14 protein-coding genes and 2 pseudogenes are annotated in these 16,557 nt (G+C 65.4%); 9 read left to right on the forward strand and 7 right to left on the reverse strand.

Going from position 1 to position 16,557, the window contains the following annotated elements; all coding sequences use genetic code 11:
* Positions 1-5 precede the first annotated feature (5 nt).
* Complete coding sequence (locus ACSKB9_RS33250) at positions 6-758, forward strand: GntR family transcriptional regulator (protein WP_438078468.1); 753 nt, start codon at positions 6-8, stop codon at positions 756-758.
* Between the two features lie 12 nt (positions 759-770).
* Positions 771-1,751 carry a PDR/VanB family oxidoreductase gene (locus ACSKB9_RS33255; RefSeq protein WP_438078470.1) on the forward strand — a complete coding sequence of 327 codons (981 nt, stop codon included), beginning with the start codon at positions 771-773 and terminating at the stop codon, positions 1,749-1,751.
* Between the two features lie 15 nt (positions 1,752-1,766).
* Here ACSKB9_RS33255 and ACSKB9_RS33260 read toward each other — a convergent pair.
* Positions 1,767-3,727, reverse strand: a pseudogene (locus tag ACSKB9_RS33260) (putative bifunctional diguanylate cyclase/phosphodiesterase).
* Positions 3,728-3,993: 266 nt separating this feature from the next.
* Here ACSKB9_RS33260 and ACSKB9_RS33265 point away from each other — a divergent pair.
* Genes ACSKB9_RS33265 through ACSKB9_RS33280 form a run of 4 tightly spaced genes read left to right on the forward strand, consistent with a single transcriptional unit; the run spans position 3,994 to position 8,254 of the window.
* Positions 3,994-4,989: a VOC family protein gene (locus tag ACSKB9_RS33265; RefSeq protein ID WP_438078472.1), complete on the forward strand. Its 996-nt coding sequence runs from the start codon at positions 3,994-3,996 to the stop codon at positions 4,987-4,989.
* A gap of 1 nt (position 4,990) precedes the next feature.
* Positions 4,991-6,466, forward strand: coding sequence for a bifunctional 3-(3-hydroxy-phenyl)propionate/3-hydroxycinnamic acid hydroxylase (locus ACSKB9_RS33270; protein ID WP_438078474.1), 1,476 nt, complete (start codon positions 4,991-4,993; stop codon positions 6,464-6,466).
* Positions 6,411-6,581 (forward strand): hypothetical protein, encoded by a 171-nt coding sequence (locus ACSKB9_RS33275; protein WP_438078476.1) that lies wholly within the window; start codon positions 6,411-6,413, stop codon positions 6,579-6,581. The genes ACSKB9_RS33270 and ACSKB9_RS33275 overlap by 56 nt, the downstream gene beginning before the upstream one ends.
* Positions 6,582-6,640: 59 nt before the next feature.
* Complete coding sequence (locus ACSKB9_RS33280) at positions 6,641-8,254, forward strand: GMC family oxidoreductase (protein WP_438078478.1); 1,614 nt, start codon at positions 6,641-6,643, stop codon at positions 8,252-8,254.
* Between the two features lie 153 nt (positions 8,255-8,407).
* Here the strand turns inward: ACSKB9_RS33280 and hemE are convergent, their stop codons facing one another.
* On the reverse strand, positions 8,408-9,454 hold the full coding sequence (gene hemE, locus ACSKB9_RS33285) for a uroporphyrinogen decarboxylase (protein ID WP_438078480.1): 1,047 nt from the start codon (positions 9,452-9,454) through the stop codon (positions 8,408-8,410).
* 121 nt (positions 9,455-9,575) lie between these two features.
* On the opposite strand from hemE, the gene ACSKB9_RS33290 reads away from it, so the two are divergent.
* Positions 9,576-9,761 (forward strand): hypothetical protein, encoded by a 186-nt coding sequence (locus ACSKB9_RS33290; protein WP_028338569.1) that lies wholly within the window; start codon positions 9,576-9,578, stop codon positions 9,759-9,761.
* Positions 9,762-9,884: 123 nt separating this feature from the next.
* Here ACSKB9_RS33290 and ACSKB9_RS33295 read toward each other — a convergent pair whose 3' ends face one another.
* The 3 genes from ACSKB9_RS33295 to ACSKB9_RS33305 form a co-directional block, all read right to left on the reverse strand.
* Positions 9,885-10,172 (reverse strand): PilZ domain-containing protein, encoded by a 288-nt coding sequence (locus ACSKB9_RS33295; protein WP_229189556.1) that lies wholly within the window; start codon positions 10,170-10,172, stop codon positions 9,885-9,887.
* A gap of 152 nt (positions 10,173-10,324) precedes the next feature.
* Positions 10,325-11,995 carry a pilus assembly protein TadG-related protein gene (locus tag ACSKB9_RS33300; RefSeq protein WP_225647712.1) on the reverse strand — a complete coding sequence of 557 codons (1,671 nt, stop codon included), beginning with the start codon at positions 11,993-11,995 and terminating at the stop codon, positions 10,325-10,327.
* Between the two features lies 1 nt (position 11,996).
* Positions 11,997-12,410, reverse strand: coding sequence for a TadE/TadG family type IV pilus assembly protein (locus ACSKB9_RS33305; protein ID WP_028333249.1), 414 nt, complete (start codon positions 12,408-12,410; stop codon positions 11,997-11,999).
* A 381-nt stretch (positions 12,411-12,791) separates the two neighbouring features.
* Here ACSKB9_RS33305 and ACSKB9_RS33310 point away from each other — a divergent pair, with 381 nt between their 5' ends.
* Entirely contained in the window at positions 12,792-13,679 is an 888-nt protein-coding gene (locus ACSKB9_RS33310) for a LysR family transcriptional regulator (RefSeq protein WP_438078483.1), read from the forward strand.
* Here the strand turns inward: ACSKB9_RS33310 and ACSKB9_RS33315 are convergent.
* On the reverse strand, positions 13,661-13,924 hold the full coding sequence (locus ACSKB9_RS33315) for a SlyX family protein (protein WP_438078485.1): 264 nt from the start codon (positions 13,922-13,924) through the stop codon (positions 13,661-13,663). The two genes, ACSKB9_RS33310 and ACSKB9_RS33315, sit on opposite strands and share 19 nt — an antisense overlap.
* Positions 13,917-14,708: an oxygen-dependent tRNA uridine(34) hydroxylase TrhO gene (trhO, locus tag ACSKB9_RS33320; protein WP_438078487.1), complete on the reverse strand. Its 792-nt coding sequence runs from the start codon at positions 14,706-14,708 to the stop codon at positions 13,917-13,919. Before trhO ends, ACSKB9_RS33315 begins: the two co-directional genes overlap by 8 nt.
* A gap of 181 nt (positions 14,709-14,889) precedes the next feature.
* On the opposite strand from trhO, the pseudogene ggt reads away from it, so the two are divergent.
* A pseudogene (gene ggt / locus ACSKB9_RS33325) lies at positions 14,890-16,476 on the forward strand (gamma-glutamyltransferase).
* Positions 16,477-16,557: the final 81 nt, after the last annotated feature.

A 16,557-nucleotide genomic window follows, 5' to 3' on the forward strand; every position in this document is an offset into this window, starting at 1 on the left:
GAGCCATGGCGGAACGCGAGACCGATCGTTCAGTGTCGCAGACCGTCCGGGCGCAGCTTGCGCTGCGCGACCTCATTCTCTCCGGCGGCCTGCGGCCCGGCGAGCGGATCTCGGAGCTGCAGGCCGTCGAGTTCACCGGCGTGTCGCGCACGCCGGTGCGGATGGCGCTGGTCCGGCTGGAAGAGGAAGGCCTGCTCGATGCGATCCCTTCCGGCGGCTTCATGGTCAAGGCATTTTCCGAGCGCGACATTCTCGATTCGATCGAGCTGCGCGGCACGCTGGAAGGCCTGGCCGCGCGCTTTGCCGCCGAGCGCGGCATCTCGTCGCGCGATCTCGAGCCGCTGAAGGAATGCCTCAACGAGATCGACGGCCTGGTGCAGCAGGATCCGATTTCGGTCGAAGCCTTTTCGTCCTATGTCGCGCTCAACGCGCGCTTCCACGCGTTGCTCACCGAGCTGTCGCGCAGCCCGCCGCTGATCCGGCAGATCGACCGCGCCTCGGCGCTGCCGTTCGCCTCGCCGAGCGGCTTCGTGATGGCGCAATCGGCGTTGCCCGAGGCGCGCCAGATCCTGCTGATCGCGCAGGATCACCATCGCATTGTGGTCGACGCCATCGAGAACCGCGAGGGCGCGCGCGCCGAGGCGATCATGCGCGAGCATGCAAGGCTTGCGGCACGCAATCTGCGGCTGGCGCTGCGCAACCGCAGCCATCTCGATCTGCTGCCGGCGCTGGCGCTGATCAATTCGGCAGCCGGCTGAGCGGAGAGCGCCATGCGATTCATCGAGACCTGGACATCCGCAACGCTGCTCGCCGTGCGCGACCTCACGCCCGGCATCCGTGAATTCCTGCTGCGGCCGGATAACTTTACGGGTGCGCCCTATCCGGTCGGCAGCCATATCGATGTCGGCGTCACCATCGAAGGCCAGCCGCAGACCCGCTCCTATTCGCTGGTCGGCGAAGGCGATCCGCAGGGCTACCGGATCGCAGTTCGGCGCGCAGCGGATTCCCGCGGCGGCTCGCGCTACATGTGGTCGCTCGCGCCGGGCGTGCGGCTCAACATCACGCTGCCGAGCTCGCTGGTGCAGCTCGACTGGACGCGGCGGCAGTATTGTCTGATCGCGGGCGGCATCGGCATCACGCCGATCGTCGGTGCGGCACAGGCGCTGACCCGCCGCGACGCCGGCGTGACGCTGCACTATGCCGTGCGCACGCGCGGCGATGCGGTCTATCTCGAACCGCTTGAGCGTGCGCTCGGCGACCGCCTCACCGTTCATGCCGGCGACGAAGGCAGGCGGCTCGACCTCGGCGGCGTCTTTGCGGCGCTGCCGCAGGACACGATGACGCTGTTCTGCGGCCCGATGCGGATGCTGGACGCGGCGCGGCGCGCGTGGGAGGCATCCGGCCGCCCGCTCTCCGATTTGCGCTACGAGACCTTTGGATCGAGCGGGCTGCTGCCGAGCGAGCCGTTCCGCGTGCGGCTCAGTGGTGAAGGGACCGAGTTCGTCATCCCGCGCGACCGGTCGATGCTGGACGTGCTCAACGAAGCCGGTCATGAGGTGATGAGCGACTGCCGGCGCGGCGAATGCGGGGTCTGCGCACTCGACGTGGTCGATGTCGACGGCGAGATCGACCATCGCGACGTCTTCTTCAGTGACCATCAGAAGCGGGAGAGCCGCAAGATCTGCCCCTGCGTCTCGCGCGCCCGCGGCACCATCACGGTCGACACCCTGCATCGGTCGGACACGCCCTGACGAGCCGAGCCGGCGCTACGCCGCGTGCACCGAGTGCTGCGGATCGTGATCGAGCAGTGCGGAAATCTCGCTGCCTGACATCGGCCGCCCGATCAGATAGCCCTGGACCTCGTCGCAACTGGTCTGGCGCAGATATTCGAGTTGGTCCGCGGTCTCGACGCCTTCGGCCACGACGCCGATCTGCAGCTCCTGCGCGAGGCCGATCACCGATTTGACGATCGCGGCGCAGTCCGGCTGGGTCAGCATGTCCCGGATGAAGGATTGATCGATCTTGATGCGGCTGAACGGCAGCTTGCGCAGATAGGTCAGCGACGAGAAGCCGGTGCCGAAATCGTCGAGCGCGACCGTCAGGCCGAGCTCGAGCAGCGCGTGCAGGATGGCGGGCGCCGATCCATATTTCGAGATCAGCATCGACTCGGTGATCTCGATCTCGAGACGGCTCGGCGCGACATTCGCCTCGGCCAGCGCGTCGACGATCGTCTGCAGGATGCCGACGTTCTGGAACTGGACCGCGGAGAAATTGACCGCGATCCGGATGTCGTCCGGCCAGCGCGACAGCATCGTGCAGGCGCGGCGGATCACCCACTCGCCGAGCTGGTGGATCAGTCCGCTTTCCTCGGCGATCGGGATGAAGACGGTCGGCGGGATCAGGCCGCGCGTCGGATGCTGCCAGCGCAGCAGTGCCTCGAAGCCGGTGACGCGGCCGTTGCGGATGTCGAGGAACGGTTGGTAGACCAGAAACAGCTCGTCCGCCTCGATCGCGTGCTCGAGATCCCGCTGCAAGGCGCGGCGCTCGCGCGCCGACCGGTCGTCGCTGGCCTCGAAGAAGCAGATGGTTCCGGGTGCGGATTTCTTCGCCCGGTAAAGCGCGATGTCGACATGCTTGAGCAGGTCGTGGGACGTGCTGCCGTCCCGCGGCGCCAGCACGATGCCGATGCTGATCGTCCGGTTGACCTCCAGCCCATCGATCGGGAACGGCTCGGCAAAGGCCGCGACGAACCGTTCGGCGATCGCCAGCGCATCCTCGGGCCTCGTCAAATTCGACATGATCAGCGCGAACTCGTCGCCGCCGATCCGTGCGACATGTTCGGCCGCGCGCGTGCAACGCTGCAACCGGGCGGCCACCTGCACCAGGAACTCGTCGCCTGCCGGATGGCCGAACCTGTCGTTGACCTCCTTGAAGCGATCGAGATCGAGCAGCAGCACCGCGAATTCTTCGCCCGACCGCGCCAGCCGGTTCAGTGCGCTGTTGAGCGCTTCATTGAAGGCGACGCGGTTCGGCAGATGCGTCAGCGGATCCTGCCTCACCGTCCGTTCGGCCTCGTGCTGGGCGATGATCCGCCGCCTGAACTCGAACGCGTTGACGAACACGCCGCGCAGCAGCACCGAGCCGTAGACCAGCACCAGCACGGCCATCAGGAGGTAGACGAAGTCGCCGTCCCGGCCGAGGCAGATCGCGGTGCCGACGAAGATCGGCGCGGTGAACGCAATCGCGGCGATCGGGATGGTGGAGAACGCGAAGGCGCCGCCGGCCAGCATTCCGGCGCACAGGCAGGTGATGACGAGCTGGGCGCCGCTCGATGCGTTCGCGAAGAAGGCGACGGGGACGACGCCCAGGCCGTCCCGAGCGCCAGCGCATTGCGCACCAGCCGGTACATGGTTCGGCGCGACACGAATTGCGGCTTGGCGATGCGGCGCGATGCCCGCGCCTGCAAGCCGAAGAACAGCGCCGCGCTGCCCACGGCGGCCGCCCACACCAGCGCGAAGGCCCAGTCCGGCGATTGCCACAGCGCAATCGCAAGCACCAGCGCGTTGCAGGCGTTGGCCAGCATGATGCCGAAGGAATAGCCGAGCACCAGCGAGACCTGTTCGGCGCGGATGTGGCCGGCAAGCGCTTCATCCGTCGGTGGTGCACCGAAGGCGACGAGGTCGCCCGCGAACAGGGTCGCGAAATATGATCTCAGATGGGTACGCATCACTACGTTGCCTGCCCGGTTTGGCCATGGCGCCGTGGCGAAGAATTCTCTGCAAACCTTTGACAAACTATGAACTATTGGAACGGACCGTGCCGCGGCGGGCCGCTCCTTCGGTTCCACCGGCAGGCATTGCTAACAAATCGATACAAATGCGTGACGCGAGGTCACGGATCGGCAAAGCCGGCCTGGCGCCGCGCTGCTTGATCCCCCGCGGGTTTTTCGCAATGAGTCGGGTTCCCGCGAACGGCAAAAACCAGAAGGTGCGCATGAGCATCCCGACGACGAACCACGATCCCGGGTTCCGTATCACGCGGGCCAGCCATGTCGTCCTGAGCGTTCGTGATCTTGCGGCGAGCCGGCAGTTCTACGAAAAGGTGATTGGGCTGATCCTGACCGCGGAGGAGGGCGGCGCACTCTATTTCCGCGGCGTCGAGGAGGCCTGTCATCACAGCCTTGTGTTGCGCAAAGGCGAGGGCGCCGCCTGCGCGCGGCTCGGCCTGCGGGTCTTTCAGGACGATGACCTCGATCGGCTCAAGGCCTTCTTCGAAGCGCAGGGATGCCGGGCCGCCTGGGCCGAGGTGCCGCATCAGGGCCGCACCCTGCATGCGACCGATCCGGCCGGCACGCCGCTGGAGTTCTGCGCGACCATGCCGGTCGAGCCGCGCATGATCACCAAATTCACCCGCCATGCCGGCGGCTCGGCGCTGCGGCTCGATCACTACCAGGTGCTGACGCCGGAGGTGCGCAAGGCGTGCGAGTTCTACACCGCGGCAGGCTTCCGGCTCAGCGAATATATCGCGCCCGCTGATACCTTCGACCTGCGCGGCGTGTTCCTGCAGCGCAAGGGCAATCCCCACGACATCGTGTTCTTCAACGGCGCCGGACCGCGGCTGCATCATTTCGCATTTCTCGCGCCCGAAGTTCATCATCTGCTCAACGCCTGCGATGTCGCCGGCGAGCTCGGCTATGGCGCGGCCGTCGAACGCGGCCCCGGGCGTCATGGGCCGGGACACGCGATGTATGTCTACATGCGCGATCCCGACGGGCATCGCGTCGAGCTGTTCAACACGCACTACCAGATCATGGACATCGAGAACGAGCCGGTCGGCTGGGATCCGTCCGACCACACGATTTCGTTCCCGTGGGGGCTGCCGGCGCGGCAGGCCTGGTTCGAGGAGGCGACGCCGTTCGAAGGTGTCGCGATCCGCGAACCCGAGGTGAAGCCGAAGCCGCTGACGCTCGAGAGCTACCTCGCGAAGTAGCATGTCATTGTCAGCCGATAATCCCATCCATGACGTGGCCATCGTCGGCCTCGGGCCGGTCGGTGCCATCTTCGCCAATCTGCTTGCGAAGGCCGGCTTGAGGGTCGCCATCGTCGAGCGCGTTGCCGACATCTACGACAAGCCGCGCGCGATCACGCTCGACCACGAGGCGCTGCGCGTGCTGCAGGCGATCGGGCTCGGCGATTTCATGGAGCAGGCGATCGCCCCGCATAACGGCTCGCACTATCTCGGCGTCGACGGCGAGATCATCAAGATCTTCGATCCGATGCCGCCGCCGTTCCCGCTCGGCTGGATTCCGAACGTGACCTTCGTGCAGCCGGACGTCGAGCAGGCGCTGCGCGACAAGCTCGCCGACTATCCGCATGCCGACATTTTCCTTGCGGCCACGGGCGTGGCGCTGCAGCAGGACGATGGCGCGGTGATGCTGACGGCGCGCCGCGAGTCCGGTGAGGAGTTCTTGATCCGCGCGCGCTATCTGGTCGGCTGCGACGGCGCCAACAGCTTCGTCCGCAAGCAGCTCGGTATCGGCCTCGACGACCTCGCCTTCGATGAATGGTGGATGGTGGTCGACACGCTGACCAGCGATCCCGCCAGGCGGCCGGCCAGGAGTTTTCAGTATTGCTGGCCGTCGCGTCCCGGCACCTTCGTGCCGGGCCCGCGCAATTTGCGACGCTGGGAGATCAAGTTGCTGCCCGGCGAGGACCCCGAGGCAGCCGGCGCGCCCGACAACGTCGTGAAGCTGCTCAAGGGTTTCACCGATATCTCGGACCTGACTATCTGGCGCTCGGCGGTCTATCGCTTTCACGCGCTGCTCGGCCGGCGCTGGCGCGACCGCCGCGTGCTGCTGATGGGCGATGCCGTGCACCAGACGCCGCCGTTCCTCGGGCAGGGGCTGTGCGCCGGCATCCGCGATGCCGTGAACCTGGCCTGGAAACTGCGGCTGGTGCTGCGCGGTGACGCTGACGAGACGCTGCTCGACAGCTACGAGATCGAGCGCAAGCCGCATGTCCGCGCCGTCGTCGCCAGCGCCAAGGAGTTCGGCAAGATCATCGGTGAGCTCGATCCGGTGGCTGCCGCCGAACGCGACCTGCGGCTGCGCGCCGAGTTGAAGGCGGGCACGGCCGAAACCATCCGGCAGAAATTCATCCCCGATCTCGTCACCGGCCTGATCGCGCGCGATGCCGCGCTTGCCGGGCGGCTGTTCGTGCAGCCGCATGTGCGCGCGCCGGATGGGCGGACGTGCCGGCTCGAACGATCTGCTGCAGCCGGAATTCGCGATCGTGACGACGGCGGCGGAGCGGATGGTGTGGCTGTCGGATGCGTCCGCTGCCGCCTGGCAGCGTCTGTCAGGCGAGCGCGTCGTCATCGCCACATCAGGCGAAAGTCGCGATACCAACGGAATGCTGACCGTGATCGAACGCGACAGTTTGTTCGCGGACTGGATGCGGCAGCATGACTCCGCGGCCGTCATCGTGCGGCCGGACCGCTACGTCTTCGGCGCCGCGCGCAATGCCGGCGAGCTCAGTATGCTTGTCGGGCAACTGCTCCAGAACCTCAGCGCAGGGCACTAGTCTTTTCAAGGCTGCGCTTTGTCTGTACCACCGGAAGAAAGAAATTCCGGGGGAAACCAGTGAACAACAATCATGATGCGGCGGAGTATGATTACGTCATCGTCGGTGCCGGCTCGGCCGGTTGCGTGCTCGCCAACCGCCTGAGCGCCGACGGCAAGCACTCGGTGCTGCTGCTCGAGGCCGGACCGAAGGACAGCAACATCTGGATCCATGTGCCGCTCGGCTACGGCAAGCTGTTCAAGGAAAAATCCGTCAACTGGATGTACCAGACCGAGCCCGAGCCGGGCTTGAACGGGCGGCAGGTGTTCCAGCCGCGCGGCAAGGTGCTCGGCGGCTCCAGCTCGATCAACGGCCTGCTCTATGTGCGCGGCCAGCATGAGGACTATGACCGCTGGCGCCAGCGCGGCAATGCCGGCTGGGGCTATGACGACGTCCTGCCCTATTTCCGGAAGGCGGAAGATCAGCAGCGTGGCTCCAACACCTATCACGGCGCCGGCGGCCCGTTGCCGGTGTCGGATTGGCGGCATCATGATCCGCTGTCGGAGGCCTTCGTGCATGCCGCAGCCGAGGTCGGGATTCCCACCAATCCGGATTTCAACGGCGCGACCCAGGAGGGCGCGGGCTTCTTCCAGACCACGACGCGGCGCGGCCGGCGCGCCTCGACGGCGCGGTCCTATCTGCGGCCGGCGTTGACGCGCGGCAATCTTCATGTCGAGACCTCGGCGCTGGCGCAGCGCATCCTGTTCGACGGCAAGCGCGCGAGCGGCGTCGCCTACAAGCAAGGCGGTCAGTTGCGCAAGGCCAAGGCACGCAAGGAGGTGCTGGTATCGAGCGGTGCGTACAACTCGCCGCAATTGTTGCAGCTCTCCGGCGTCGGCCCCGCCGATCTGTTGAAGCAGCACGGCATCGACATCGTGCTCGATGCGCCCGGCGTCGGCAACGATCTGCAGGATCACATGCAGGTCCGCATCGTCACGCGCTGCGCGCAGACCGTCACGCTGAACGACGTCATCAATCATCCCGTACGCCGCGTCATGGCGGGCCTCCGCTATGCGGCGCTGCGCAAGGGGCCGTTGACGATCGCCGCCGGCACCTCCGGTGCGTTCTTCAAGACCAGCCCGCGGCTGGCCTCGCCCGACATCCAGATCCACTTCCTGCCGTTCTCGACCGACAAGATGGGCGAGAAGCTGCATCCGTTCTCGGGCTTCACGGCCTCGGTCTGCCAGCTGCGTCCGGAGAGCCGCGGTTCGCTGAAGATCAGGAGCGCGGACCCGGGCGTGCCGCCGGAAATCCGCATCAACTATCTGGCGACCGAGACCGATCGCCGCGCCTTCATCGACGGCATCCGTATCTTGCGCAAGATCCTGGCGGCACCGGCGCTGAAATCCTATTCAGTGGGCGAGGTCGATCCCGGCGCCAAGGTGGTCAGCGATGACGACCTGCTCGATTTCTGCCGGCGCACCGGCAGTACGGTCTATCATCCGACCTCGACCTGCCGGATGGGCAACGATCCGCTCGCGGTGGTCGACCAGCAACTCAAGGTGCGCGGCATCGAAGGTCTGCGCGTGGTCGATGCGTCCGTGATGCCGGACCTGATGTCGGGCAATACCAATGCGCCGACGATCATGATCGCGGAGAAAGCGTCGGACATGATCCTGGAGGATGCGAGGTAGGACGCCATCCGTCATCCTGAGGAGCGCGTAGCGCGTCTCGAAGGATGCACGGCCCCGGTCTGACGGCTCGGAAAGCTCCGGGCCGTCGACCCTTCGAGACGCGCGCAAGAGCGCGCTCCTCAGGGTGACGGTGATAGAGTGGGCGACTGGACGTCAGCCCTTATACGCGCGCACCCGCGCGACCATCTGCTCGACATGGGCGATCGGCGTCTCGGGGAGGATGCCGTGGCCGAGATTGAAGATCATCCGCCCCTTGCCGAAGTTCTCCAGTACATCGTCCACCGCGCGGTCGAGCGCGGCGCCGCCGGCGATCAGGGCCAGCGGATCGAGATTGCCCTGCACCGCGACCCGGCTCTGCACGCGCTCGCGGATCATCGACGGCTCGGTGGCCCAATCGATCGAGGCCGCGTCGATGCCGGTTTGCTCGACATAGGCCGGCAGCATGCCTGCCGCGCCGCGCGGGAAGCCGATGATCCTGGCATCGGGGACCTGCTTGCGCACGCCGGCCACGATGCGCCGGGTCGGCTCGATCGACCAGCGGGCGAATTCGCGCGGCGGCAGCACGCCGGCCCAGGTGTCGAAGATCTGCAGGCAGTCGGCGCCGGCCTTCAACTGGCCGACGAGATAGTGGATCGAGTTCTCGACCAGCACGTCGATAATCCTGGCGAACGCATCCGGATGGCGGTAGGCGAGCATCCGCGCGGGTGCCTGGTCCGGCGTGCCCTGTCCGGCCACCATGTAGGTCGCAACCGTCCACGGCGCGCCGCAGAAGCCGATCAGTGCGATCTCGGGGGCGAGTTCGCGACGGACGCGGCGCAGTGCTTCAAACACCGGCTCGAGCGTGTCGAAATTGGCATCGGTTGCCAACGTCGCGATCTCGCCGGGCGTTGCCAGCGGATCGAGCCGGGGTCCTTCGCCGGCCTCGAAGCGCACCGAGCGGCCGAGCGCGTAGGGGATTACCAGGATGTCGGAGAAGATGATCGCGGCGTCGAAGTTGAAACGGCGGATCGGCTGCAGCGTGACCTCGGCGGCGAATTCGGGCGTGAAGCAGAGATCGAGGAAGCCGCCGGCCTTGGCGCGTAGCTCGCGATATTCCGGCAGATAGCGGCCGGCCTGCCGCATCATCCAGAGCGGCGGCACGGCCTGCCGGTGGCCCGACAGCACGTCGATGAGCGGCTTCTTGGTGGGATCTTGGGGCACGCGGATAGTTCCTGATCACGGTCAAATTTGCGCCCCTGATACACGTTGCAGCGCAATGGGCCAAGGCGGTTCTGGAACCCCCCTTTGCGCGGCCGCGTTGTCCCCCGAATGGAGGGACGACATGGCCGACAAATTCGATCCTGCCCCGCACGACAAGCATGCCGAGAAGCCGCACGAGGCGCAGGCTGCCGACCGCAAGGCCCGCGCCCGGTTGAAGGAGGGGCTCGAGGATACCTTCCCGGCCTCCGATCCGGTCAGCGCCACGCAGCCCGCGCCGTCAAAGCACGACGGCAATCGGGACAATTAGCTGGTGTATGCCAGTGGCTGCTAACCACGATGCCAAGAGAGTTCCACATGCGGCGAACTATTCGCCGCGGAGCGATGGCCCGGAGCACCGGGCCCGTCCGCATACCGTGATCGCCGGGATAGTCTAGACGGGGCCGCTTGCGGGGCGCTGCATCCGGTCAGATTCGAAGGTCACGCCGAGCCGGCGCTCCAGGCGCCAGGCCACAATGCAGTGCCGCCGGATCGGTTCGCTCTCGATCTCGAGGTCGAACGCGAGCGGGATTGCGACGTCGCTTTCCACGGCGAGCCCCGCGCCGCCGGTCGAGAGGTTGAGCACAAGACATCCGACACTGCTGTTGCGGAAGAAGATCGTCCCGCGCTTCAGCAGGATCGTTCGTTGGCTGTCGGTCTTGTATCTTATCGTTGTGCTCACGGCAGTCTCCTACCCCCGATGTGATGCCCGTCGCGATCGGTCCCCTCAAGCGCGATGGTCGCGCTTTCGCTTCTTGTTCGAGCATGATCTCCGCGCAAACGCTTTGCGTTTGTCGCGAGGGAAAACCGCTTCGTACTCTTCCGGATCATGCTCTAGTTCACCAGCACGGCGCCATCGCAGCGGATGCCCAGCACCCAAACGTCGACCTGGCCGAGCCCGATGCCGAGCGTCGCGAGCAGCGACGCCAGCACCTGATCGACTGAACTCGTCACGCCGTTCAGGATGCTCATGACGAGCGCCCCCAATCCCGGGATCGGCAGCCCGAGCGGGCCGAGATTGATGGTCAGCGAGAGGTCGCCGAGCAGACTTCCTGTCAGCGATGAAAGGAAGTTGGTCGTCGTCACCGTCTTCTTGGTGCCCGACTGGATGTCGCTGTAACTGAAATTGACATTGGTGGGCGTGGTGTTACCCATGCCGGCATGCGCGAGGCCGGTGACGGTGGCGAGACCAAGGTTGACCAGTGTCGCCGGCGGCGGATTGGGCTTGGTCGTGAAGTTGGTCATGTCGGCGACCGTGACGTTGCCGATCCATGCATCCACGATCCCAGGCGTCACGCCGATCGTGACCTGCGAGGTGTTGATGTTGGGGTGGCCGCAGGACACCGCGTTGAGTGTCGCGGTGCCCGAGGCGACCTCGACATAGACCGGGAGATTGATCGCAGACACGGTGCCGGAGCCGAGCACATTGATGGTCGCCAGGATCCTGGTCTGCGCGGTGTGGACGCTCACACCCTGGGTGCCGATCGCGATCCAGCTCGAGCCGACCGGGCGCTCGCCGATCGTTGCGATCACGGAGACGTTGGCGATGCCCGGCAGGCCGAGATTGATCGAGGTTGCGATCTGATGGTTGCCGTTGGCGATCTGCGCCACCGTGGAAATCAGGTCGAACACCGAAACGCTGGCGCCGACCTTGGGTTTCTGCCCCACCGTGAGATTGGCGAAGGGACCGAGGTCGACCAGCGTGCCCGGCGAAATCTTGGTGGTGGAGCCGGTGACGGCCTGGGAGATCGTCGACAGCGCTGTGGTCGCCGCGTTGGCGCCGTTGGTGATCTGCTGGGTGGTCAGCGCGGATGCGACGATGTCGCCGACCTTGATGTTGCTGCTCAGCAGGTCGCTATAGGTGACGCCGGTCAGGTTGACCCGGGTCGCCAGTGCCGACAGGAAGTCCAGTGCGTCGATCTTCGCGCTGATCAGCGCATTGTAGTCCATCACCGAGAGCGACAGCGTGGTGCCGAGCATCGAGCCGAGCAGCGCATTGAGCGCGCCGCCGTTGACCGAGAGCAGCCTCGACCCGATCGCGAACGAGGCCATTTCGGTCGATGTCGCGGTGGCGGTCGTCTTGATGGTGAAGCTGCTCGCGCCGGTGAGGTACCGCGCGAAGTAGAGCGGGGTCTGGGTGTTCAGCGTGACCCGCGCGGCGTTGGGAGTGCCGACAGCCGGGGTCACGAAACGGGCCTGCGGCGCGATGGCGCTGTTTGCGGTGTAGGTTCCCGTCTCGACCTTGACCAGCGCACTGGCCGGGTACTTGTTCTGCGTCACCGTCGCGGTGGCGGCGTTGACCGGATTGTTGAGGTTGGCGGCGGCGACGATCGCGGCGAGATCGGCGGTGCTCTGCGTCTTGCGCCGGTCGGCGAAGATCGTGCCGAGATCGATGGCGAGCCCGGCGCACCCGATCAGGAGCGTCATCAGGCCGGCGCTGATCATCGCGAAGTTTCCTCGTTCGTCGGCGCCGAAGCGCCGCATCAGCATGAGGACGCCTCTCATCCTAGAATCCCCCGTACTGAATCGCCGCGGAGCGGACGATGGTGCTCGCCGGGGCGGGGACGAAGGGCAGCTTATAGATGAAGTTGCCGGCCGCGTTGTAGTTGACCGTTACGACGTAGACGTTGGCATTCGATGGAGACGGCGCGGCATTGACCGTGAGATTGCCGGGAACGAGCAACGGATAGGTCGACGCGTTGGCGGTGACGTAACTCGTCGCGAGGCTGTTGCGTTCGGTGTCGGTCATTCCCGCGATGGACGACCGCGCCGCTTCGGCGGCGAGTTGCTGAACGCCATGCACCATGGCGAGATACGAGCCGAAGACGATGATGCCGAAAATGAAGGCAAGAAACAGCGGCAGCATCAGCGCGAATTCGACGGCGGACGCACCGCTTCGGCAGCGAAAAAACCTGGTCATTGCAACACACCTCGAAACGCCAACGACGACGTCACGTTGCGAGGCTTTGATTAAGGAAAACTATGAAAACGCTTCCGCGAATCAGCGGCGGCAATTCACACTTATCGGGTCAGTGAAGCGTTATGGGGCGATCAGAATATTTGATGCGATATCCGCAAAAACCCGGGGTGTGGTGCGGTTGAGGTGCCGCAGCGTGTGGAGATGTAGTTGTGGGATACCGTGATCTGCGGAACAATGCACGTAACAATACATATGGCCTGCAATATCAGTGCCTTGGCGGGTAATTGTGGCTAAACGAAAGTGCAACCAAATGTTAGTATAGCCTGATGACATACTGTGGAGATTGGAATTGCGTCCCGTGCTGAGACTGGAGGGCTCGCGATGCATAGACCGCGTCAGCATTTGAATATTCCTACTGAAATCGTTCGCACCGTCGTTGCGATCGCGGAGACAGGCAGCCTGTCGAAAGCCGGGGAGCGTCTCGGCCTCAGCCAGCCGGCGATCAGTTCGCAGGTCAAGCGCCTGCAAAGCCTGATTGGTGGCGCACTCTTCGTCAGAACCGCAAACGGCACCACGACCACCGAGCTCGGCAAGGTCGCCGTGCAGCAGGCGAGGCGCATCCTCGAAGCCAACGATCAACTGCTTCGCCTCGGTGGCAATCACGAAGGACCCCAGCCGTTGCGGCTGGGAATCAGCACGATGCTCGCGGAAGAATTCCTGAAGCTGCATCCCTCCGATGCACTCGCCGACGTTCTGCTGCACGCCGACATGTCTCCGGCCGTCATCAGGGGATTGATCGACGGCTACATCGACATCGCGTTCGTCTACAGCAACCCTTCGCAGGAGAACGAAGACGAGGTGACGATCGCCGCCGAAGCCGACGAGCGGTCGGTGTGGGTGCGATCGCGCGATTTTGTGCTGCGGCCGGGCGCCCCGATCCCGATCCTGGCCTGGCCTGGTGACGACTGGATGATCCGGACGCTCACCAAGCACAACATCACGTACAAGATCGTGTTCAGGAGCCCGAACCACCAGCTGCGACTGGAAGCCGCACGGGCCGGATACGGCCTGACGGCGTGCCCAGAGCGCATGATCCCGTCCTCGCTGATTTCGGCAAAGGACTATTATCTTCCGGAGCTTCCGGTGCAGAAGCGCCTGCTGTGCGTTCGCCCTGGTCTCGAAGGCAGCCGCGCCACGGCGATGGTGCAGCGGTTGTCCAGCCTGTTCTTCAGCGGCGCGAAGCCGATGCGTCAGGTGAGCAACATGTAGCCGGCGCTGGCGCGGTCCGGCGGCACCGATCGATAGTGCGGTGGGCGCTCGTTGGCGGGGCCGGGCGCCTGGCGTTCGGCCTCCTGAAGCCGGTCCCGCAACTCGGCGATCTGGCGCGTCAGCGCGTCGATCTGCTTCCATTGTGCCGTGATGGTCTGGTTCAGCGTCTCGATGGCCTCGTCCTGATAGGTCAGGCGAACCTCCAGCGCATCGATCCGCTCGCTCAGCTTGGCCGTGTCATTCATGGACGGCAGCCTCGCAGGGGGCACTCTCGCGCTCCGCGTCGCTCGAACGCGCACCCGCACGCTCGCGCAGGCCGTGGCCGAGCGCGACACGCTCGTCGAACACAAAACAGTCGCCGCGCCAGCGGCTGTCCTGCCGCGGGGTTTCCTCGAGATATTTCAGGATGCCGCCCTTGAGGTGATAGACCTCGGCAAAACCTTGCGCGAGCAGATAGGCGCTGGCCTTCTCGCAGCGGATGCCGCCGGTGCAGAACATCGCAATCCTGCGGTGCTTGGCCGGATCGAGGTTTCGCGCCGCAAATTCCTTGAACTGTCCAAAGCTCGCGATCCTGGGATCCACCGCGCCTTCGAACGTGCCCATCGCGACCTCGAACGCGTTGCGGGTATCGAGCACCATGATGTCAGGCGCGGCGATCAGCTCGTTCCAGTCGACGGCATCCACATAGATGCCGACCTGCCGCGTCGGATCGACCGTGGTGTCGCCGAGCGTGACGATCTCCTTCTTCAGCCGCACCTTGAGCCGCTGGAACGGCATCTGCGCGGCTTCGGAGAACTTCAGCTCGAGATTGTCGAGGCGGCCGCCGAACAGCGCTCCGTGCCTGAGCTCCGCAACGAAGTCATCGATGCCTTGGTCGGTGCCGGCAATGGTGCCGTTGATGCCCTCATGGGCGAGCAGCACGCTGCCCTTGAGATCGAGCCCGGCGCAGAACGTGCGCAGCGGCTCGCGCAGCGCGCGGAAGTCCGGCAGCGCGGCGAACTGGTAGAAGGCGGCGACCTTGAAGGGCATCGCCGGGGTTTATCAGGCCGGCCAGGCCGGCGAAACCCGCAAAGCCATGCATTGTCGGGATAATTCCCCTGGCATGCCAGGCATTGCTCAGCCGGGGATGAGTGTGCCATGTACGTTGTATTCCCTTGGCATCATCCGCCGCAGCCGCATCAGACCATCACGATCAAGCGAGCACTCCGTTATGAGGAATTTCCATTTCGCCGGCCGTTCCACGGTCCACGCCCAGAAAGCGATGGTGGCGACGTCGCATCCGGAAGCGGCGCTCGCGGCCATCGAGGTGATGCGCGAGGGCGGCACGGCCGCCGACGCGGCGGTTGCAGCCTGCGCGCTGCTCGGCGTCATCGAGCCGCAATCGACCGGCATCGGCGGCGACTGCTTCGCGCTGATCCAGCCGAGGGGGAAGGCAAGATCACCGCCTATAACGGCAGCGGCCGGGCGCCGATGGCGGCGAACGCCGACTGGTATCTCGAGCGCAAGATCCATTCGGTGCCGCTGACCTCGGCACATGCGGTCAGCATTCCCGGCGCGGTCGATGCCTGGGACGTGATCCTGAAGGACCACGGCAAGTTCGGCTTCGACCGGCTGCTGCAGCCCGCGATCAAGGCCGCCGAGGAGGGCTACGTGGTCGCGCCGCGTATCGCCTTCGACTGGAAGAACGGCTTCGAGAAGCTGAAGAACGGCACCAACACCGAGCGCTATCTGTTGCCGCACGGCAAGCCCGCGGTTGCCGGCGACGTGATCCGCCAGCCCGAGCTCGGCAAGACGCTGCGCGCGATCGCGCAAAAGGGCCGCGACGCTTTCTATAGCGGCGAGATCGCCGCCGACATGGTCGAACACGCTGCGCGGCATCGGCGGCCTGCACACGCTCGAGGACTTCGCCGCACACTCGACCGAGGCGACCTCGCCGATCGGCGCGATGTACAAGGGCTACGACGTTTGGCAGTGCCCGCCGAACGGCCCCGGCATCACCATGCTGGTCATGCTCAACATCCTGTCGCGCTTCGACCTGACCAAGTTCAAGCCGCTCAGCATCGAGCGCTTCCATCTCGAGGCCGAGGCGGCACGCATCGCCTACATGATGCGCGAGCAGCATATCGGCGATCCCCAGCACGTCCATGTCGACGTTGCCGGCATCCTCGCCAGGGAATTCGCCGACGAGCACATCAAGAACATCCGGATGGACCGGCTGCTCGAACTGCCGAACGTCGCGCCGCCGATGAACCCGTCGACGGTCTACATCACGGTGGTCGACAAGGATCGCAACGTCTGCTCGTTCATCAATTCGATCGCGCATTCGTTCGGCTCGGCGATCGTCTCCAACAAGACCGGCGTCCTGCTGCAGAACCGCGCCGGCGGATTCCGCATCCAGCCCGGACATCCGAATTGCATCGCACCGGGCAAGCGTCCGCTGCACACCATCATCCCGGCGCTGGTCACCAGGAACGGCCGTGCGCTGATGCCATACGGCGTGATGGGCGGGCAGTACCAGCCAGTCGGCCAGACCCGTGTGCTGACCAACATGCTCGACTATGGCTGCGATATTCAGGAAGCCATCGATATGCCGCGCGGCCTGCACTACGAAGGCGTCTACCAGCTCGAGGACTCTGTGCCGGCGGAGATCGTCGAAGGCCTGAAGAAGATCGGTCACAAGACCACCAGCGTGGTCGCGCCGCTCGGCGGCGGGCAGGGCATCTGGATCGATTGGGACAAGGGGACGCTGACCGGCGGCTCCGACCCGCGCAAGGACGGCTGCGCGCTCGGCTACTGATTGTCGCGGACGATCAGGGGCCGGCGGAAACAAAGGTGTTGTCGCGGGGATGGTGCTAGTGCTGCCCCGCGGAAGCCGTCA

Origin of the sequence: Bradyrhizobium sp. BR 1433, assembly GCF_051547665.1 — a bacterium.
In the GTDB taxonomy this organism is placed as follows: domain Bacteria; phylum Pseudomonadota; class Alphaproteobacteria; order Rhizobiales; family Xanthobacteraceae; genus Bradyrhizobium; species Bradyrhizobium australafricanum.